We start from the raw sequence: 19675 nt of genomic DNA, 5'->3' as shown, positions 1-19675 counted from the left end.
CTTAAGGATAAAAATGGCCGTACAGAATCTGGCAGCCAATGCCGATTAATACCAGGCCACCGAGGATCTCGGCGCGTTTACCCAGCATCGGGCCGATAAAACGGCCAACCATCATGCCCAGCGTGGACATTATCATCGTGGCGCAGCCAATCGCCAGCGCGGTTTCGATGATGTTCACCTGCAGGAATGCCAGACCAACCCCAACCGCCATGGCGTCCAGGCTGGTGGCAATGGCGGTGGTGACTAAAAGCCAGAACCCGTGACGCTGCAGCTTCGGTGCATCCTCTGCCTCGCCGCCCCGAACTCCCTCGATAAGCATTCTTCCGCCAAGGAAAACCAGCAGGATAAAGGCCACCCAATGGTTCCATTCCAGCACCACCTGGCTTGCCAGCAGGCCAAGGCACCAGCCGATAAGCGGAGTAAGGGTTTCAATGACGCCGAAAATAAGGCCCGTGCGGAGCGCTTCTGAAAATCTGGGTTTATGAAGCGAGGCACCTTTCCCGATTGATGCTGCAAAAGCATCCATCGACATGCCAAATGCGAGAAGGAGAGTTGCGGAGAGATTCATTACAGCGCCTCAGTTGGGTAATATCCATATACACGTCGCCCATCCCCAACGTTCGATGGTTACGTGCCTATGGTCTCGCCTACTCATAACTGAGTCGTACACGCCACGTTCTTAGAACGAGTATGTTGACATGTACATTTTCACTGCTGTGAAAATCGGCTACTCCCCAACGACGGGCGCAACCTTAACATATTTTTTGAAGATAAAACAATAATTGATATTGAGGCTTAATCCTGCAAATGATAACGATTGTTATTTAATTAGAAAAGTAATCAAAACGTTAATAAATAAGCGCAGAGAATAGCCGGAAATAGCTTTGGCTATGTTTTTAATTCGGCAAATTGGTTAAAAAATATAGAGATTGCTATCTTTTTAACCTATTGAGTTACAACAAGAAGTTTATAAATCCTTTCCAGGTCGTCTATATTCCTGACGCGGACAAGCAGGCGGCGCTGTTCTAATTGCATCACCAGCACGCCATCCTCAGATAAATTCATCTCTTTTATTCGGGAATAGCGGATCCAGACGCTGGCAAAGAAAAAACCATCATTTTTGAACAACAACTTAGGCTGGCGAATCCATGACAGATAAACGGCAATCAACGCCAGCGCGGATAATAACCATGTGGTTATCGCAGTTCCGTTGGTGGTGACGTTGTTATAAATGAGGATCCCGACCAGAAAAACAAAGATGGTGCTGTCGATGCGGTTGCGGCGCAGAAGGGGAATAGCCAGGCGCGTTTTGCCTTTCAACCTGTCCATCAAGAACTCGTCATAGATTGCCCAACCCAGCAGCAGAACAATAAATACCAGCAGTACGACATCCGTTAACGTCATGGCAACTCCACGTCCTTACCCACCAATAACAAACCGGGGCAGCGCCCCGGTCAGAACCTTCATGCTTTCTTCAGCCATAAAGTACTGCAGCCAATCCTGACAAACCCAAAGAATATTGTCTTCTGGTTTATCCCGGCCATCTGAAAACCACGTTTTCGGGTGGCCGACACTGAATAAACCGGGGCAGCGCCCCGGTCAGAACCTTCATGCTTTCTTCAGCCATAAAGTACTGAAGCCAGTCCTGACAAACCCAAAGAATATTGTCTTCTGGTTTATCCCGGCCATCTGAAAACCACGTTTTCGGGTGGCCGACACTGTAACCGGGGCAACGCCCCGGTTTACAGGAAAGCGACTTACAGGCCCAGCAGGCCGATAGCATAACCAACAATACCGATGACGAAGAAGCCCATGATTATCCACAGCGCATTGACTTTCTTACGCAGCAGCCACATACAGGCGAAGGTCAGCAGCAGCGGCACCAGGCCCGGCATCAGCTGATCGAGAATGGTTTGTACGGTAGTGACTTTAACCGCACCGGTCTGGTCGGTAATTTTCGACACCACCAGCGGTATGTTAACGTGCGTCCACTTGTTGACCAGCGCCCCCATCACAAAGAGGCCAAGAATAGATGCCCCCTCGGTCAATTTCTGCAGGAAGCCGCCGCCCATATCCTTAACGATATCAATACCTTTACGGTAACCGTATGCCACACCGTAGTAGCGGGTCAGCAAACGCACGGCGTTAAACAGGATAAAGAACAGCAGCGGACCCAGCAGGCTGCCGCTCATGGCAATCCCGGCGCCCAGCGCGGCGAATACAGGACGCACGGTGCCCCAGAAAATTGGATCGCCCACGCCTGCCAGCGGCCCCATCAGACCAACTTTGATACCGTTGATGGCACCATCGTCGATTTCAGCGCCGTTCGCACGCTGTTCTTCCATCGCAAGCGTAACGCCCAGCACTGGCGCTGCAACATACGGATGGGTGTTAAAGAATTCCAGGTGACGTTTAATCGCCTGTTTGCGCGCGTCGTTGTTCTCAGGATACAGGCGTTTGATGGCCGGGATCATAGAGAAGCAGAAGCCCAGCGCCTGCATACGTTCGAAGTTCCATGACCCCTGGAAGAGGTTTGAACGCATGAACACGCCGCGAATATCGCCCGGAGTAAGTTTCTTCTCGGTAGTCGTTGTTTTGGTGGTATCAACCATTTCGCTCACCTATTAATCTAATTCGTTATCGAGGTCGTTAGAACCAGCAGCCTGTGCCGGAGCACCTGCGGAACGGTTGTATTTCGGGCTCAGTTGGATATACAGGATGGCCATTACGGCGCCAATCACACCCAAAGCAACGAGGTTGAACTCGGTAAACGCGGCGGTCACGAAGCCCAGATAGAAGAACGGCATCAGGTAGCCAGCACGCATCATGTTGATAACCATAGCGTAACCAACAACGACGATCATGCCGCCAGCGATATTCAGGCCGCTGGTTACCACCTCAGGAATGGCGTTCAGCATGTTCTGAACTTCGCTGGTACCGACAGAAATTGCCACGATAACCGCCGGGATGGCGATACGCATTGCCTGCAGGAACAGGGAGGAGACGTGGATCCAGGAAAGCGCCGTGAGGTTGCCATTTTCGGCAGCTTTATCCGCCGCGTGCTGGAAACCAACGGTAATAGTACGAACGATAATGGTTAGTACCTGGCCTGCGGCGGCCAGCGGAATAGCCAGGGCGATACCAGAGCCGATGCCCTGATGTCCGGCTATAACCAGAATGGTTGAAATAATGGACGCGAGAGCGGCATCCGGCGCCACGGCGGCACCGATGTTCATCCAGCCCAGCGCGATCATTTCGAGCGTACCGCCGATAATAATACCGGTTTTCATATCGCCCAGTACGAGACCAATTAGCGTACAGGCGACAAGCGGGCGGTGGAACTGAAATTCATCAAGGACCGATTCCATACCGGCAATACAGGCTACGATGAACACCAGCACAATCTGAAGAGTGGTAATCTCCATTGTACTTCTCCTTAAACGTATGACTTAAGTGTAAAAACTGAGCAAAAAGTAGGTCAGGCAAATCCGGGCTGCGAATTTAGCTTTTCACCTTCGCGATCAGATCCATCATTTTCAGTTTTTGATCGGTAGAGACCTTACGGGCTTCAAGCTCAATGCCGCGCTCGTTCAGCTTCTTAAAGGCTGCAATATCTTTTTCATCGACTGAAATAGCGTTATTCACCTGGGTCTTGCCCTGGCGGAACGCCATGCCGCCGATATTGACAGAAGTGATTCTCACGCCGCCTTCTACGATGCGCTCGACGTCGGTCGGGTTCGTAAAGAGCAGCATCACTCGATCGCCTGCATATTTCGGGTTGTTGTAAACGCGGATCATTTTAGCGACGTCCACCACGTGTGCGGTAACGCCAGGAGGAGCAACCTGCGTCAGCAGCGTTTTCCTTACGGTATCGGCTGCCACTTCATCACTGACGACGATAATGCGGGTTACGTTGGTTTCTTTGGTCCAGCGGGTAGCGACCTGGCCGTGAATTAAACGATCATCGATACGCGCAAGGCCGATATTCATGTAATCGTTTGGACCCATTGGCTTGGCCGGCGCTGCGGCTTTTGGCGCTGCCGCAACGGGTGCTGCTTTTTCGACGGGTTTAGCCTTCAGGGCCTTAACGCCTTCGCGACCCGTTTCTACCGCCAGCGCTACCAGCTCGTCAAAGGAGGGATTGTCATCACGCGCCATCAGCGTCTCGACCAGCATCGGAATATTAACCCCGGCCACGACCTCGTAATGCTCTTTATCGACGACAATACGGCTTGCCGCATTGAAAGGGCTGCCGCCCCAGGTATCGACGAGAAACAGTACACCTTTACCGGTGTCCAGATTCGCCAGCTGCGCGTTGTATTTTTCGATTAACGTTTCGGCATTTTCACCGGGAACGAAATCTATCCAGCCAACGTTTTCCTGTTCGCCTAATAGCATTTCGGCGGTTTTCAGCAGTTGCTCCGCCGCCCAGCCGTGTGTGCCTATGACAATAGCAATAGTCACCCGCTACCTCCTGTGTTTTGTACATCTGCCCCTATGGCTTGAATCGATTCAGATAAAGGGTTAAGAAGAATTGAACCATTTACCTGAATTATTTTAGACAGTGAAAAAATAATTTTTGTGATGAACATCCGTAATTTAACTTTGTTATGGCTTCAGCCAGCTACAGCGCAGAATATGACCGCTACAGGTTGCAGAAAAATTGCAAAGACAGGTAAATCTTTGCAAAAGACGCTTTTGCTCTGATAATGTTGAGCTCTTGTTTAATTACCAGGGAGTAGAGGGCTGTAGCCCACCGTATGGACCGTCACCGACGTCTTTTCACTTTCCGGACTGAAGCCATAGTCCAGCAACGCGACCTTTCCCGTCCGTTTACCCATTCCAGCCAAAGTATCGCGCCCGCAAATCCCGTGGTGCCGTTTAGCCATTCCGGCTGCAGGAGCCTGTCATGGAATTCTTAATCGACCCCCAGATTTGGGTGGGCTTGCTGACGCTTGTCGTGCTGGAGATCGTGCTGGGTATCGATAACCTGGTGTTTATCGCCATCCTTGCGGATAAACTACCGCCAAAACAGCGGGATAAAGCGCGAATTATCGGTTTATCCCTTGCTCTGGTAATGCGACTCGGTTTGCTGTCATTAATCTCATGGATGGTGACGCTCACCCAACCGCTGTTCAGCGTAATGGATAAGGCCTTCTCCGGGCGTGATTTGATCATGCTGGTCGGGGGGATCTTCCTGCTGTTTAAAGCCACGACGGAATTGCATGAGCGGCTGGAAAATCGCCAGCATGGCGACGGTCACGGAAAAGGCTATGCCAGCTTCTGGGTTGTCGTGCTGCAGATTGTCGTCCTGGACGCGGTGTTCTCGCTTGATGCGGTGATTACCGCTGTGGGTATGGTCAACCACCTGCCGGTAATGATGGCCGCGGTCGTTATTGCGATGGGTGTCATGCTGCTGGCCTCAAGGCCGCTGACGAACTTCGTCAACCAGCATCCTACGGTCGTGGTGCTTTGCCTGAGCTTCCTGTTGATGATTGGTCTTAGCCTTGTAGCAGAGGGTTTCGGCTTCCATATTCCGAAAGGCTATCTGTATGCGGCTATCGGCTTCTCCATCATTATCGAACTGTTCAACCAGATTGCGCGGCATAATTTTATTCGTCATCAGTCAAATGTTCCGCTGCGTGCCCGTACCGCCGATGCGATCCTGCGCCTGATGAACGGCAAACGTCAGGAACGTGTCGAGCGTGACGAGAGCAAAACCATTACGCCGATTGAAGCGGAAGCCTTTGCGGCTGAAGAACGCTACATGATTAACGGCGTGCTGACGCTGGCCTCGCGTTCGTTGCGCAGCATCATGACCCCACGCGGTGAAATTTCCTGGGTCGATGCGCAAAAATCTGTCGAAGAGATCCGCGAGCAGCTTCTGGAATCTCCACACAGTCTGTTCCCGGTGTGTCGCGGCGAGCTGGATGAAATCATCGGCATTGTGCGCGCTAAAGAGCTGCTGGTGGCGCTCGACAAAGGTGTGGACGTGACGGCCGTTGCTTCCCGGACGCCGGTAATCGTGGTGCCGGAAACGCTGGACCCAATTAACCTGCTGGGCGTACTGCGTCGTGCCCGCGGTAGCTTTGTTATCGTCAACAACGAATTTGGCGTGGTGCAGGGCCTGGTCACGCCGCTGGACGTGCTGGAAGCGATTGCCGGAGAGTTCCCGGATGCCGATGAAACGCCGGAAATTGTTCGTGATGGCGACGGCTGGCTGGTGAAAGGCTCAACCGATCTGCACGCTTTGCAGCAGCATCTGGATATCAATACCCTGGTCAATGACGAAGAGGACATTGCTTCTATTGCGGGTCTTTTGATCGCAGTTAACGGTCAGATCCCGAAACAGGGTGATGTAATTGAGTTTGCCCCGCTGAGCGTCCAGATTGTGGAAGCTAACGATTACCGCGTGGACCTGGTTCGCGTCGTAAAAGAGCACGATCCCCGTCAGGATGAAGAAGAGTAATCAGCGCAGCGGTAACGCCGGAACAGCTTGACCATTATGGTGAGGAGGCGGATCGCGGCCCTCAAGCCAGAGCGGGAACGCTTTTAACGGCATAGGCCGTGCGTACAAATAGCCTTGCAAAACATTCACACCGTGGTTGCGCAGATACTCTGCCTGCTGCGGTGTTTCCACGCCTTCCGCCACCAGAGAGATCCCCAGGCGCTGCGCCAGCGAGATAATAATATCAGTCACCGTTGAGTTTACCGCATCCGTACCAATTGCTGCCGTGAATGATTTATCAATTTTCAGCACGTCAGGATTTAGCGTTTCAAGGTAGGTCAGCGAACTCTGCCCGGTGCCGAAATCATCAATTGCCAGAGCGATGCCCAGCCCGTGCAAATCACGCACCACGCGATAGTCGACATCCGGCAGTGCATCGCGCTCGGTTAACTCCAGCACGAGCTGCTGAATGGCCTGTGACGGGAACCAGTGGCGCTTCAGGTCGTCAATAATTTCGCCGTTGTGGAAGTGGCTGGCCGCCACGTTAATGCCGATATGGAAGTCGCGAGATTGCGGGAACATATCCAGATGCCGCACGGTTTCATCCAGCACGAAGCGCGTTAACGGCGCGATTAAATTCTGTTGTTCGGCAAGGGGAATAAACACTTCAGGCGATATCCATCCCTGACGCGGGTTGTTCCAGCGCAGCAGCAATTCCACGCCCGTACACTGCAGATTTCGCGCATTCAGCAGCGGCTGACAGAAGACCTCAAACTCCCGCGACGCAAGGCCGAGGTTAATCTCCCAGGAAAAACTCATGCGGTTTGCCGTAGCAAGCCAGGTGATATAACCGATAAGCATGCTAAGGATCAGCGCCAGCGGAAGCTGCGCTGGCAGATTTTTTAACGCCAAATCTCCGGCAGACGGGCCAATGGTGGTAACGGAAAACGGAAATTTCTCCGACGCTATTTGCCGGCTGACCAGCCCGCGCTCAACGCTCACATGCGTAAGTAAACCTTTTCCATGCTCCAGATGCGAGCCGGCCACGTTGAGCACGGCGCGTGTTACCCAGGGCCGCTCGGGTTCAAACATCAGGCCCGTCAGCATCTCAATGTTTACAACTTCCATTACGCCATCCCGGCCGCTGTTGTCCAGCGGATGCCAGGAAACCAGCACCGGGGAGCCTTTAAGCAATGAGCTGTCAGTGGAAAGCAGCAGGAGAGGCGACGAGGCCGGCAGGCGAGATTGAAGCTGTGAAACAGGAACGTTCCGGGGGCCAAAGATGCTCGAACAATACAGCACCCCATCTTTAATCAAGGCGATGGATCTTAGGGTCTGCATCCGGGCTGCGTGTTCACGAATGCTGAGCTGTGCGGTTTCGCAGGGCGTACCGACAAGCTGGACGACATCCGCACCGATATCGTCCAGCGGAGCAAGAACGCTTTCAAGCGTGGCGATAGTGCGCGTGCTGAAGGCCAGCATTCGCTGCTCGTTGAGATTGCGTTCAGCGACGTATCGCACGATAAGCGTCAGGAAGAGCACCAGCACGGCCATAGCAGCACAGACAATAAGGCGTCTGCGTAGATATCTCTTAACGATACGTTGTGCGGTCTGCATCCCTGGTCACCTTTGCTCAGCACTGCGACCGGAAGCGGCACGCAGAACATTAAAAGTGTAGTGGGGGAATGAGGTTACAACGAGAAAGAGATGGGTTTCTTGCAGGTAAAAAACGGCGCCGGAGAAGGCGCCGTCATAAATCAGTCGCACTGGACTTTTATGGCCAGGCCGCCGCGCGAGGTTTCGCGGTATTTAGCATTCATATCCTTGCCTGTTTCGTACATCGTCTCGATAACCTTATCGAGAGAAACACGAGGTTCGCTGGTACGGCGCATCGCCATGCGGGTAGCGTTAATCGCTTTTACTGATGCAATCGCGTTACGTTCGATACACGGCACCTGTACCTGGCCTGCAACCGGGTCGCAGGTCAGACCAAGGTTATGTTCCATGCCGATTTCTGCGGCGACGCAAACCTGCTCCGGGCTTGCGCCCAGAATCTCGGCAAGACCAGCGGCGGCCATCGAGCAGGCCACGCCCACTTCACCCTGGCAGCCAACTTCAGCGCCAGAAATAGAAGCGTTCATTTTATACAACGCGCCAATAGCGCCCGAAGCCAGGAAGTAACGAATATAGGTATCCGGGCTGACCGATTCGATAAAATGATCGTAATAGGCAAGCACGGCCGGAACGATACCGCAGGCGCCGTTAGTTGGCGCTGTAACCACGCGTCCGCCAGCGGCATTCTCTTCGTTAACCGCCAGAGCGAACATATTGACCCAGTCCACCACGTTCATCGGATCGTTAGAGAGTTTGTCGCTGGAAACCAGCATACGACGCAGCGCGGAGGCGCGACGCGGCACGCGAAGCGGACCAGGCAGCACGCCTTCGGTATTCACGCCGCGGTCGATACAGGCGCGCATGGTGCTCCATACGTTGGCGAAATACGCTTCAATTTCTTTGCGGCTATGCAGGGCCAGTTCGTTCTGCATGATCACGCCTGAGAGGGACATGCCGGTATCTTTGCAGTGCTGTAGCATTTCCTGCGCCGAGTTGAACGAGTAAGGCACGACGATTTCATCGACGGCATCTTTGCCAAAATGCTCTTCATCAACGATAAAACCGCCGCCGATAGAATAGTAGGTTTTGGTGTAGATCTCTTTGTCGCCGCTATAAGCGTGGATTGTCATGCCATTTTCATGCAGCGGCAGGTTATCGCGGCTAAAACGCATGCCGTTGTCTTGCGGGAAGTCGACTTCATGACGACCCTGCGCCAGCCATAAACGGTCACGCGCTTCAACGTCGCGGATAAACCCCGGAATAGCGTCGATATCCACGTTATCCGGCTGGTTGCCCGCAAGGCCCATAATAATGGCGATATCCGTGTGGTGACCTTTACCCGTTAAGGACAGGGAACCGTAGACATCCACAGCAATACGCGTGGTGCTCTCAAGCAGTCCTTGTTCAACTAGCGAGTCGACAAACTGCTTACCGGCTTTCATCGGCCCGACGGTATGGGAGCTGGATGGCCCAATGCCGACTTTGAACATGTCGAATATGCTAATCACGTTAAAACTCCTCTGAGGCACCGCGTTCGTAAAATATGATGCTAAAAAATAGCTGGTCACTAGTTTAAAAATTTATTGATGCGCTGAGTAAACTATTCACATGAATTAAACTAATGATTAATGATAAAACACCTAATATCAGCCGTTTCATAGCAAGACTCTCTGCTAAATATAGCCTCTTTGGTAGAATTAAAGGGTGATCAAGGTTCCACACCTGTCTGTAAAGCCAGCTCGCGGATAATGCCTGCGGTCATTCCCCAGACGAAATAGTGTTGATACCAGGAAAGCCAGACGCGGTGGGCGTTGCCACGACGATGGATATCCAGCGGATGATAGCGGCCAAGGCTTAGCGCTTCCATTAGCGGCATTTCAAACACGGCGGAGACTTCGTCTTCGCATGCGTGATAAGGCAGGTTCGCCGGAATGATGCCGACAACGGGCGTGACCTGAAAACCCGTCACGCTGTCTACCGGCGGCAGAATACCGATAACTTCCACTGAGTCGGGCGGAATGGCGACCTCTTCATGCGCCTCGCGCAGGGCCGCGGCGATAAGCGAGGCGTCCGAACTATCCACGGCTCCGCCGGGGAAAGCAACCTGGCCGGGATGCTTGCGAAGCAGCGGCGAACGCTGCGTCAGAAGCAGGCCTGGCTGCGGACGGCGTACAATCGGCACCAGCACGGCGGCCTGGCGTTTATTATTGCTCAGGTTGCTCAGGCGCGCGCTGGATGGCCGTAACATCTGGAAGCGCGATAAAAAGTCGTTCAGCGTCAGGGACGGGCCGGACATGCATCAGTTCTCCAGGAGAGGAAGGATACGGTTAACTTTATCAAAAGTTTCCTGATATTCAGCCGTCTCAGTGCTGTCGGCAACGATACCACCGCCTGCGGAGCAATACAGTTTGCCGCTCTCTGCGATGATGGTGCGGATGGTAATGCTGGTATCCATGTTGCCGCAAAAGCTGATATAGCCGATGCTTCCACACCATGCATTGCGCCGTTGCGGCTCCAGTTCTTCGATGATTTCCATCGCTCTGACTTTTGGCGCGCCGGTTATAGATCCGCCGGGGAAACAGGCGCGCAGCAAGTCCGTTGCCCGCAACGATTCAGGAAGCTCGGCCGTAATAGTGCTGACGAGGTGATGCACAGCCGGGAACGGCTCAACCACAAACAGCTCCGGTACGCGCACACTGCCGGGAACCGCTACCCGGCCAATATCGTTGCGCAGCAGATCGACAATCATCAGATTTTCAGCGCGATCTTTAGGGGAACCGGCAAGTTTCCCGGCCTGTTTCGCATCTTCATGCGGGTCAGCAAGACGCGGCAACGTGCCTTTAATCGGGCGAGTCTGGATCTTTTTACCTGCCAGCAAAATGAAACGTTCCGGGGAAAGGCTTAAAATCGCGCTGTCCGGCAGACGGATAAAAGCGCTAAAGGGCGCGCGGTTGGCGGCGTTCAGCTTGTTGAACGCCTGCCACTCGTCCCCGGCGTAGGAAGCGCTGAAGCGCTGGGCAAGATTAACCTGATAACAATCGCCGCTGAGAAGATATTCCTGTACCTGGCGGAAATTACGTCCATACTGCTCGCGCGTCATGTTGGATTGCCATGAACTCGTCAGGCGGAACGGTTCACGAACCGGAGCAGACAGCGATTTCAGCCAGTCTAAGCGTGCTAAAATATCGCCCCAGCTCAGCAGCGTTACCCGCTGTTGATGATGATCGGCAATCAGCGCCCAGTCATAAATCCCCACGGCCATATCCGGCGTGTGTGCGGAGGCTTGCGCCAGACGTGGGATTTTTTCAAAATGGCGGCCCAGGTCGTAGCCAAACAGCCCCAGCGCACCGCCTGAAAACGGTAAATCCGGACTCGTTTGCGGCCTCAGCCCAAAACTGTCCAAAGTCTGTTGCAGTAAAGCCAGCGGATCGTCGGGATGCTCTGACGTGACGCCGTTGACCGTGCAGGTTGTTTGCGGACCTCGGGTAACCAGCGTGGCGCGAGGTTGGGCGACCAGAATATCAAAACGGTTATGCGGATGATCGGCAAAACCCGAATGCAGCAGCATCGCCCACGGCTCATCGGCAAGGGCGGCAAAATAGTGTTGAACAGCGTCTGGCTGCCAGGGAAGGGTGCGAAAAGCGGGAGTTTGCGACGTCATAACCACAACCTGCAACAAAAGCCGCCAGCCTGCCACAAAAACGACTTTCAGGCATCAACTGATGCGGCATGAAATATAATTAACATCCAGCAATGTAACAGGAGCCTACGATGATTTCAGGTTTACCAGCACTGTCCCATGCGCAGCAGCAGCAGGCCGTGGAGCGTATTCAGGAGCTTATGGCGCAGGGTATGAGTAGCGGAGAAGCCATCACCGTCGTTGCGGCAGAGATCCGCGCCACGCATACCGGCGACATGATAGTTGCTCGTTTTGAAGATGATGAAGAAGAGCAGACGCCTGAAGAGCAGCCGGATTACGGCCACGGCCCCGACAGCGATCAGGAGGACGATTAACTTTTACGGTGGATGACGCTAACGCTAACGCTTGGCCACCCTATAAAGTTTGCTCTTCAGCTTATTATCAGAGGAAACCTGAGCCAGGTTCCCGGAGGGACGCCGCACCTCAGGGTCGCCCCGGGGAGCACGCTCACACCGCCGCGATAATTTTAATCTCAATCTTGTAACGCGGATTCATCAGCTTCGCCTGTACGGTGCAGCGTACGGGCGCCTGGCCTGCCACAACCCACTCATCCCAGGCTTTGTTCATCGCCGCAAAGTCAGCCGCGTCGGGTAAAAAGAGGGTGGCGTCCAGAATGCGTGTTTTATCGCTGCCCAACTCTTCTAGCAACGCATCGATTTGCGCCAGGGTATTAGCGGTCTGTTCGTAGGCGTCCGCATCCAGGTTTTCCGGCACGCCGGTGTAATAAAGTACCTGGTTATGGATAACCGCATCGGACATACGCGCTTCAGGTTTGATACGCACAATACTCATGACTTATTCCTTATCAACGGACTTATTTTTGCCAACAGACTGCCATAATCGCAGGCTCGCTTCCACCTGCTTGCTGGATTAACCACGTCAGGGCTGACATAATCGCGGGCACAAATCCAGGGGGTAATGTGACGGACGATTTTGCAGCAGACGGTCAGCTCGCTCTGGCGATACCAGGTTTTAAACCGCGTGAGCCACAGCGCGAAATGGCGCAGGCCGTCAGCAAAGCTATTACCGATGGGCGTGAATTAGTGGTTGAAGCGGGAACCGGTACAGGGAAAACCTACGCCTATCTCGCGCCTGCCCTGCGCTCCGGTAAAAAAGTCATTATCTCCACCGGCTCCAAAGCGCTTCAGGATCAGCTTTATTCCCGCGACTTACCTACCGTGGCGAAGGCCCTTGATTTTAAAGGGCGTCTTGCGCTACTGAAAGGCCGCTCAAACTACCTCTGCCTGGAACGCCTTGAACAGCAGGCGCTGGCGGGCGGAGATTTGCCGGTGCAAACGTTAAGCGAAGTGATACAGCTTCGTAGCTGGGCCATCGAAGCCGTCGATGGCGATATCAGCACCTGCGTTAACGTGGCGGAAGACTCTACCGTCTGGCCGCTGGTAACCAGCACCAACGATAACTGTCTTGGTCAGGATTGCCCGCTGTATAAAGACTGCTTCGTCGTCAAAGCGCGTAAAAAGGCGATGGATGCGGACGTGGTGGTGGTTAACCATCACCTGTTTCTTGCCGATATGGTGGTCAAAGAGAGCGGCTTTGCGGAGCTTATTCCGGAAGCCGAAGTGATGATCTTCGATGAAGCGCACCAGATCCCGGATATCGCCAGCCAGTATTTCGGCCAGTCGGTCTCAAGCCGTCAACTTTTGGATCTGGCGAAAGACATTTCTATTGCCTATCGCACCGAAGTGCGCGATGCCCAGCAGTTACAGAAAAGCGCCGACCGCCTGGCGCAAAGCACGCAGGATTTTCGCCTGCAGCTTGGCGATCCGGGCTATCGTGGCAATCTGCGCGAACTGCTTGCTCAGCCAGCTATCCAGCGCGCGTTGTTACTGCTCGATGATGCGCTGGAGCTTTGTTATGACGTGGCTAAGCTTTCGCTTGGCCGTTCCGCACTACTGGATGCCGCATTTGAGCGAGCGGTAATTTACCGCAGCCGTATCAAACGCCTGAAAGACGTTGACCAGCCGGGCTATAGCTACTGGTATGAGTGCAACTCGCGTCATTTCACGCTGGCGCTAACGCCGCTTTCCGTTGCCGATAAATTCAAAGAAGTTATTGCCCAGAAGGCCGGCACGTGGATTTTCACCTCGGCAACGCTTTCGGTGAACGATAGGCTTAGCCACTTCACCGACCGTTTAGGCATCGATAATGCGGAAACGCTGCTGCTGGCGAGCCCGTTTGATTACGCCACTCAGGCGCTTTTATGCGTGCCGCGCGGTTTGCCTACGCCGAATCAGCCCCATGCCGCCCGTCATTTAGCAAAAATGCTCCAGCCGCTGATTGAAGCCAACAACGGGCGTTGCTTCATGCTCTGCACCTCGCATTCTATGATGCGCGAACTGGCCGGGCAGTTCAGGGCCAGCATGACGTTACCTGTTTTATTGCAGGGGGAAACCAGCAAAGGTCAGTTGCTGGAACAGTTTGTCAGCGCCGGGAACGCCTTGCTGGTGGCAACCAGCAGTTTCTGGGAAGGGGTGGACGTACGCGGCGATGCGCTGTCGCTGGTGATTATCGACAAGCTGCCGTTTACCTCCCCGGATGATCCGCTGCTTAAAGCGCGCATGGAAGACTGCCGCATTCGCGGCGGAGATCCGTTTGATGACGTACAGCTTCCCGATGCGGTTATCACCCTAAAACAGGGCGTCGGTCGCCTGATCCGCGACGTGGATGACCGGGGCGTGCTGGTTATCTGCGACAACCGTCTGGTGATGCGTCCCTATGGCGCGGTATTCCTGAACAGCCTGCCGCCCACGCCGCGCACGCGGGACATAAAGCGGGCAGTCGAGTTCCTTCACTCCCCACCGACGCAGTAATTTGTGCCAGGCTATGGTATGATGCGCGCCGATTTTTGACCTTGTTTTTTTACCTTAGATTCTCGCCAGAGGTTGGCCAGTCCATGCGAATTTTAGCCATCGATACCGCGACAGAAGCCTGTTCGGTTGCCCTGTATAACGACGGCACAGCCCGTGCCCATTTCGAACTCTGCCCGCGCGAACATACCCAGCGTATTTTGCCTCTGGTGCGGGACATCCTGAACCAGGGCGGCCTTTCCTTGTCTGAGCTTAACGCACTCGCTTACGGGCGAGGGCCGGGAAGTTTCACCGGCGTGCGTATTGGTATTGGTATTGCGCAGGGGCTGGCTCTGGGCGCTGAACTGCCGATGATCGGCGTTTCAACGCTTGCGATGATGGCCCAGGGCGCCTGGCGTTTGACTGGCGCAACGCGCGTGCTGGCCGCTATTGATGCACGCATGGGCGAAGTCTACTGGGCCGAATACCAGCGTGACGAGCAGGGCGTATGGCACGGCGAAGAAACCGAAGCGGTATTAAAGCCGGAGGCGGTTGCCGAACGGTTGAAGCAGCTTAACGGCGACTGGGCTACGGTCGGCACCGGCTGGCAGGCGTGGCCTGAGATGGCGAGCAACGGCAGCGTAGCTGTGCGTGACGGGCAGATTACCCTTCCCACGGCTGAAGATATGTTGCCGCTGGCGATTCAGGCATTTAATGCAAAACGCACCGTGGCGGTTGAACATGCGGAGCCGGTCTATCTGCGTAACGAAGTGACATGGAAGAAACTTCCCGGCAAAGAGTGATACTCAGCGTTACCAGGGCGCGTAACGCGGTATAAGGAGATGGGGTATGGCAGATTGTAATGTCAGGAAGTACGGTGGCTTATTGGCTCTCGTCGCCACGCTACTGCTGAGCGGCTGTGTGACGGTGCCGGATGCCATCAAGGGCACCAGCGCGACGCCTCAACAGAATCTGGTGCAGGTGATGGGCGCGCCTGAACTGTACGTTGGTCAGGAAGCGCGTTTTGGCGGGCGGGTGGTTAATATCGACAACCGGCAAGGTAAAACCCGTCTGGAAATCGCGACGGTGAGCCTGGATGAAGGCGCTCGTCCGCAGCTGGGCGAACCTTCGAAAGGACGCATTTATGCCGACGTGAACGGTTTTCTTGACCCGGTCGATTTCCGTGGTCAGCTGGTGACGGTCGTCGGGCCGATTACAGGTACCGTGGATGGCAAGGTTGGCGAAACGCCATATAAATTTATGCTGATGCAGGTCAACGGTTACAAGCGCTGGCACGTTACGCAGCAGGTTATGATGCCGCCGCAGCCCATCGATCCCTGGTTCTGGGGCGGAGCTTATCCGTACCGCGGCCATTATGGCATGTGGGGCACAGCCGGCTGGTATAATCCAGGCCCTGCACAGGTGCAGACCATCGTAACCGAGTAACTTTTTGTTTTTTAATAAATTTTAAACAGCGGCTGGTCCGCTGTTTATTTATTTCCAGGACGGAATAAAAAAAATTAGTGATGCGCTTCGCAACCTTAAATGAGGCGAATTAATAAACTGGTACGCTGAGTTAATATTATGTTAACAGCGTGTATGTTAATTGGGGTTGTGATGACGGAAAATAATAAATTCAGAGGTGAATCCTTGAAGAAGGTTTGGCTTAACCGCTACCCGGCCGACGTTGCGGCTGAGATTAATCCCGATCGTTATCAATCCCTGGTTGATATGTTTGAGCAGGCGACAACGCGCTACGCGGATCAGCCTGCGTTCGTAAATATGGGCGAAGTAATGACTTTCCGTAAGCTGGAAGAGCGCAGTCGTGCTTTTGCGGCTTATCTGCAACAGGGGCTTGGCCTGCAAAAAGGCGATCGCGTAGCGCTGATGATGCCAAATCTGCTGCAGTACCCGGTAGCGCTGTTCGGTATTTTACGCGCAGGGATGGTGGTGGTTAACGTCAACCCGCTCTATACCCCGCGCGAGCTTGAACACCAGCTCAACGACAGCGGCGCAAGCGCTATCGTCATTGTCTCCAACTTTGCCCACACCCTTGAAAAAATCGTCGATAAAACCCAGGTTAAGCACGTCATTTTGACCCGCATGGGCGATCAGCTCTCGGCGGCGAAAGGCACGGTAGTTAACTTTGTCGTCAAATATATCAAGCGCCTGGTGCCAAAATATCACCTGCCGGACGCTCTCTCTTTCCGTAGCGCCTTACACAACGGCTACCGGATGCAGTACATCAAACCGGAAGTCATTGGCACCGATCTGGCATTCCTGCAATATACCGGCGGTACAACGGGCGTCGCGAAAGGCGCAATGCTGACCCATCGCAACATGCTGGCAAACCTGGAGCAGGTGAGAGCGGCTTACAGCCCGCTGCTGTTCGAGCGTAAAGAGCTGGTAGTAACCGCGTTACCGCTTTATCACATCTTCGCGCTGACCATGAACTGCCTGTTGTTTATCGACCTGGGCGGCCAGAACCTGTTGATCACCAACCCGCGTGATATTCCGGGCCTGGTGAAAGAGCTGAGCAAATACAAATTCACGGCGATGACCGGCGTGAACACCTTGTTTAACGCCTTGCTGAATAATAAGGAGTTCCAGCAGCTCGATTTCTCAAGCCTGCATCTTTCCGCAGGCGGCGGCATGCCGGTGCAGCACGTGGTGGCAGAGCGCTGGGAAAAACTTACGGGGCGTTATCTGCTTGAAGGTTACGGCCTGACCGAATGCGCGCCACTGGTGAGCGCAAACCCGCACGATATCGATTATCACAGCGGCAGCATTGGGCTGCCGGTGCCTTCTACGGAAGTGAAACTTATCGACGATGAAGGTAACGAAGCGCCAGCGGGCGAACCGGGCGAGCTGTGCGTGAAAGGCCCGCAGGTCATGCTGGGTTACTGGCAGCGTCCGGATGCCACTGACGAAATTATGCAGGATGGCTGGTTACGCACCGGCGATATCGCAACGATGGACGAAGAAGGCTTTATGCGCATTGTCGATCGCAAGAAAGATATGATCCTCGTGTCCGGTTTTAACGTCTACCCGAACGAAATCGAAGACGTGGTGATGCAGCATCCTGGCGTGCTTGAAGTGGCCGCCGTGGGAGTGCCCGGCGGAGCATCCGGTGAAACGGTGAAAATCTTCGTGGTCAAAAAAGATCCTGCGCTTAGCGAAGCATCGCTGGTGACATTCTGCCGCCGCCACCTTACCGCTTATAAAGTGCCTAAACTGATTGAGTTCCGCGAAGCGCTGCCAAAATCTAACGTCGGAAAAATTTTACGACGAGAACTACGTGACGAAGCAGCTAAGACCGATCAACAATAACGCCTGAACTTCGGGTCAGTCGCCGACCGCCGGTAAGCCGGCGTTTTTTATCGCTGACAAACAGCCGAAAACGTGTTTTCCGGCGGTCCGGAGCCAATCAGAAGATCTCATTCTTTGTTTTTACTAGTCCTGTTAGGTACTGTTAAGAACAGTGAATTTATTCAGCGTCCTGTAACGCCGGCGATCCGGCGTTTTTTATGAGCGCAAACCTAAGAGAACCGAACTTGACTTACCATATGATTACCACTGATGAAGCGCTGGCCGGGGTTTGCCTGGCCGCTCGTCAGGTGCCCGCCCTGGCGCTGGACACTGAATTTGTCCGTACGCGTACTTATTACCCGCAGCTTGGCCTGATTCAACTTTATGATGGCGTACAAGTTTCCCTTATCGATCCGTTAACCATCACGGACTGGTCGCCGTTTAAAGCGCTATTGCAGGACAGCAAGGTGATTAAGTTCTTGCACGCCGGTAGCGAAGATCTGGAGGTATTCCTGAACACCTTCGGTACGCTGCCGGATCCGTTTATCGATACCCAAATCCTTGCCGCCTTCAGCGGGCGCGCGCTTTCCTGTGGTTTTGCCACGATTGTGGAGGCGTACACGGGCATCGCGCTGGATAAAAGCGAATCACGTACCGACTGGCTGGCGCGCCCGCTGACCGCGCGTCAGTGCGATTACGCTGCGGCGGATGTGTTCTATCTGCTGCCCATCGCGCACAAGCTGATGGAAGAAACGGAAGCGGCGGGCTGGATGAAAGCGGCGCTGGACGAATGCAACCTTATGGCAAATCGCCGTCAGGAAATTCTCGACCCGGAAGAGGCGTGGCGTGACATCGGCAATGCGTGGCAGTTACGGACCCGTCAGCTTGCCTGCCTGAAAAAACTGGCTTCATGGCGCCTGCGCAAGGCGCGTGAGCGTGATATGGCCGTCAATTTTGTCGTGCGTGAAGAGCACCTCTGGCAGGTTGCACGCTATATGCCGGGCTCGCTGGGTGAACTGGAAAGCCTTGGCCTGAGCGGCAGTGAGATCCGTTTCCATGGCAAAACGCTGCTGGCGCTGGTAGCCGAGGCGCAGGCGTTGCCTGAAGAGCAGTGGCCAGCACCGCTGAGCAATCTGGTGGATATGCCAGGCTACCGTAAGGTGTTTAAGGCTATTAAAGCATCAGTGCAGGAAGTCAGTGAAACCAGCGGCTTAAGCGCAGAGTTGCTCGCCTCGCGTCGCCAGATTAATCAGTTGCTCAACTGGCACTGGCAATTAAAAACGAAGACCACGGCCCCGGAATTAATCAGCGGCTGGCGCGGCGAATTATTGGGCGACAAGCTTAAAACGCTGCTGGCGGATTATTGACAGCCCGCAAAGACCTGTAAATAAATACAGTGAGGGCGAACAGGTCAGGCGAATATAAAAAGCTATTAAACAATAGTTACTTTATAAATAACACCGACATAAGCCCGATATAATAAACCCCCTGGTTAAAGCAGGGGGTTTATTATTTGTATCAGGCGGATTTCGATGTTTCCTGATGCTCCGGTAAGGTGACGTTAAGTTCCAGAACGGAAATATCATCATCTTTTTGATCGAGCACGACGGTCAGCATTTCCGGATCGATCTGAACATATTTACAAATCACTTCCAGGATATCGCGTTTTAACTGTGGTAAATAGTGCGGTTCACTGTCGCCGCGGCGGCGTTCTGCCACAATAATCTGCAGTCGCTCTTTAGCGATATTAGCGGTGTTCTTTTTCCGTGAGAGAAAAAAGTCTAGTAATGCCATAAC

The 19675-nt window shown here is 53.9% G+C and carries 18 protein-coding genes and 1 riboswitch; of the genes, 7 read left to right on the top strand and 11 right to left on the bottom strand.

What is annotated here, in order from left to right; all coding sequences use genetic code 11:
* Position 1 precedes the first annotated feature (1 nt).
* The 5 genes from mntP to manX form a co-directional block, all read right to left on the bottom strand.
* On the bottom strand, positions 2-568 hold the full coding sequence (gene mntP / locus E2L00_RS04725; protein ID WP_167607771.1) for a manganese efflux pump MntP: 567 nt from the start codon (positions 566-568) through the stop codon (positions 2-4).
* Positions 569-574: 6 nt separating this feature from the next.
* Positions 575-748: riboswitch (yybP-ykoY riboswitch) on the bottom strand.
* A gap of 197 nt (positions 749-945) precedes the next feature.
* Positions 946-1404, bottom strand: coding sequence for a DUF986 family protein (locus tag E2L00_RS04720; RefSeq protein ID WP_167607769.1), 459 nt, complete (start codon positions 1402-1404; stop codon positions 946-948).
* A 353-nt stretch (positions 1405-1757) separates the two neighbouring features.
* Positions 1758-2612 (bottom strand): PTS mannose transporter subunit IID, encoded by an 855-nt coding sequence (locus E2L00_RS04715; RefSeq protein WP_167607768.1) that lies wholly within the window; start codon positions 2610-2612, stop codon positions 1758-1760.
* 12 nt (positions 2613-2624) lie between these two features.
* On the bottom strand, positions 2625-3425 hold the full coding sequence (locus E2L00_RS04710; protein WP_167607766.1) for a PTS mannose/fructose/sorbose transporter subunit IIC: 801 nt from the start codon (positions 3423-3425) through the stop codon (positions 2625-2627).
* A gap of 76 nt (positions 3426-3501) precedes the next feature.
* Entirely contained in the window at positions 3502-4464 is a 963-nt protein-coding gene (gene manX, locus E2L00_RS04705; RefSeq protein ID WP_167607765.1) for a PTS mannose transporter subunit IIAB, read from the bottom strand.
* Positions 4465-4909: 445 nt separating this feature from the next.
* On the opposite strand from manX, the gene yoaE reads away from it, so the two are divergent.
* Positions 4910-6469 (top strand): CNNM family cation transport protein YoaE, encoded by a 1560-nt coding sequence (gene yoaE, locus E2L00_RS04700; protein WP_167607763.1) that lies wholly within the window; start codon positions 4910-4912, stop codon positions 6467-6469.
* Here yoaE and E2L00_RS04695 read toward each other — a convergent pair whose 3' ends face one another.
* The 4 genes from E2L00_RS04695 to pabB all read right to left on the bottom strand — a co-directional run bounded on the left by E2L00_RS04695 (position 6470) and on the right by pabB (position 11723).
* Positions 6470-8065, bottom strand: coding sequence for an EAL domain-containing protein (locus tag E2L00_RS04695; protein WP_167607760.1), 1596 nt, complete (start codon positions 8063-8065; stop codon positions 6470-6472).
* 140 nt (positions 8066-8205) lie between these two features.
* Positions 8206-9570, bottom strand: coding sequence for an L-serine ammonia-lyase (gene sdaA, locus E2L00_RS04690; protein ID WP_167607757.1), 1365 nt, complete (start codon positions 9568-9570; stop codon positions 8206-8208).
* Between the two features lie 200 nt (positions 9571-9770).
* A complete protein-coding gene (locus E2L00_RS04685) occupies positions 9771-10358 on the bottom strand; it encodes a CoA pyrophosphatase (protein WP_167607754.1) in 588 nt (195 codons plus the stop codon).
* Positions 10359-10361: 3 nt separating this feature from the next.
* A complete protein-coding gene (gene pabB / locus E2L00_RS04680; RefSeq protein ID WP_167607751.1) occupies positions 10362-11723 on the bottom strand; it encodes an aminodeoxychorismate synthase component 1 in 1362 nt (453 codons plus the stop codon).
* Between the two features lie 110 nt (positions 11724-11833).
* Here pabB and E2L00_RS04675 point away from each other — a divergent pair, with 110 nt between their 5' ends.
* Positions 11834-12076, top strand: coding sequence for a YoaH family protein (locus E2L00_RS04675; protein ID WP_167607748.1), 243 nt, complete (start codon positions 11834-11836; stop codon positions 12074-12076).
* 133 nt (positions 12077-12209) lie between these two features.
* On the opposite strand, the gene E2L00_RS04670 is transcribed toward E2L00_RS04675, so the two are convergent.
* A complete protein-coding gene (locus E2L00_RS04670) occupies positions 12210-12554 on the bottom strand; it encodes a RidA family protein (protein ID WP_167607745.1) in 345 nt (114 codons plus the stop codon).
* 128 nt (positions 12555-12682) lie between these two features.
* Here E2L00_RS04670 and E2L00_RS04665 point away from each other — a divergent pair, with 128 nt between their 5' ends.
* The 5 genes from E2L00_RS04665 to rnd all read left to right on the top strand — a co-directional run bounded on the left by E2L00_RS04665 (position 12683) and on the right by rnd (position 19245).
* Complete coding sequence (locus E2L00_RS04665; protein ID WP_167607742.1) at positions 12683-14593, top strand: DNA repair helicase YoaA; 1911 nt, start codon at positions 12683-12685, stop codon at positions 14591-14593.
* 83 nt (positions 14594-14676) lie between these two features.
* A complete protein-coding gene (gene tsaB / locus E2L00_RS04660) occupies positions 14677-15372 on the top strand; it encodes a tRNA (adenosine(37)-N6)-threonylcarbamoyltransferase complex dimerization subunit type 1 TsaB (protein WP_167607739.1) in 696 nt (231 codons plus the stop codon).
* Between the two features lie 46 nt (positions 15373-15418).
* Positions 15419-16015, top strand: coding sequence for a Slp family lipoprotein (locus E2L00_RS04655; protein WP_167607736.1), 597 nt, complete (start codon positions 15419-15421; stop codon positions 16013-16015).
* 204 nt (positions 16016-16219) lie between these two features.
* Complete coding sequence (gene fadD, locus E2L00_RS04650) at positions 16220-17899, top strand: long-chain-fatty-acid--CoA ligase FadD (RefSeq protein ID WP_167607733.1); 1680 nt, start codon at positions 16220-16222, stop codon at positions 17897-17899.
* Between the two features lie 236 nt (positions 17900-18135).
* The gene (gene rnd, locus E2L00_RS04645) at positions 18136-19245 is read left to right on the top strand and encodes a ribonuclease D (protein WP_167607730.1); all 1110 of its coding nucleotides are present in this window, start codon (positions 18136-18138) and stop codon (positions 19243-19245) included.
* 151 nt (positions 19246-19396) lie between these two features.
* Here rnd and minE read toward each other — a convergent pair whose 3' ends face one another.
* Positions 19397-19672, bottom strand: a complete 276-nt coding sequence (minE, locus tag E2L00_RS04640; RefSeq protein ID WP_167607727.1) for a cell division topological specificity factor MinE — start codon at positions 19670-19672, stop codon at positions 19397-19399.
* Positions 19673-19675: the final 3 nt, after the last annotated feature.

Source organism: Cedecea colo (genome assembly GCF_011808225.1).
Taxonomy (GTDB): Bacteria; Pseudomonadota; Gammaproteobacteria; order Enterobacterales; family Enterobacteriaceae; genus Dryocola; species Dryocola colo.
This window is presented reverse-complemented; position numbering and strand designations above follow the sequence as displayed.

What these genes read in the sequence shown, in the direction of transcription:
- minE (WP_167607727.1), bottom strand. Translation starts at nt 19,672, where the DNA reads ATGGCATTACTAGACTTTTTTCTCTCACGGAAAAAGAACACCGCTAAT.
- E2L00_RS04655 (WP_167607736.1), top strand. Translation starts at nt 15,419, where the DNA reads ATGGCAGATTGTAATGTCAGGAAGTACGGTGGCTTATTGGCTCTCGTC.
- tsaB (WP_167607739.1), top strand. Translation starts at nt 14,677, where the DNA reads ATGCGAATTTTAGCCATCGATACCGCGACAGAAGCCTGTTCGGTTGCC.
- pabB (WP_167607751.1), bottom strand. Translation starts at nt 11,723, where the DNA reads ATGACGTCGCAAACTCCCGCTTTTCGCACCCTTCCCTGGCAGCCAGAC.
- yoaE (WP_167607763.1), top strand. Translation starts at nt 4,910, where the DNA reads ATGGAATTCTTAATCGACCCCCAGATTTGGGTGGGCTTGCTGACGCTT.
- E2L00_RS04720 (WP_167607769.1), bottom strand. Translation starts at nt 1,404, where the DNA reads ATGACGTTAACGGATGTCGTACTGCTGGTATTTATTGTTCTGCTGCTG.
- E2L00_RS04675 (WP_167607748.1), top strand. Translation starts at nt 11,834, where the DNA reads ATGATTTCAGGTTTACCAGCACTGTCCCATGCGCAGCAGCAGCAGGCC.
- E2L00_RS04715 (WP_167607768.1), bottom strand. Translation starts at nt 2,612, where the DNA reads ATGGTTGATACCACCAAAACAACGACTACCGAGAAGAAACTTACTCCG.
- mntP (WP_167607771.1), bottom strand. Translation starts at nt 568, where the DNA reads ATGAATCTCTCCGCAACTCTCCTTCTCGCATTTGGCATGTCGATGGAT.
- rnd (WP_167607730.1), top strand. Translation starts at nt 18,136, where the DNA reads ATGATTACCACTGATGAAGCGCTGGCCGGGGTTTGCCTGGCCGCTCGT.
- E2L00_RS04695 (WP_167607760.1), bottom strand. Translation starts at nt 8,065, where the DNA reads ATGCAGACCGCACAACGTATCGTTAAGAGATATCTACGCAGACGCCTT.
- E2L00_RS04710 (WP_167607766.1), bottom strand. Translation starts at nt 3,425, where the DNA reads ATGGAGATTACCACTCTTCAGATTGTGCTGGTGTTCATCGTAGCCTGT.
- E2L00_RS04670 (WP_167607745.1), bottom strand. Translation starts at nt 12,554, where the DNA reads ATGAGTATTGTGCGTATCAAACCTGAAGCGCGTATGTCCGATGCGGTT.
- E2L00_RS04685 (WP_167607754.1), bottom strand. Translation starts at nt 10,358, where the DNA reads ATGTCCGGCCCGTCCCTGACGCTGAACGACTTTTTATCGCGCTTCCAG.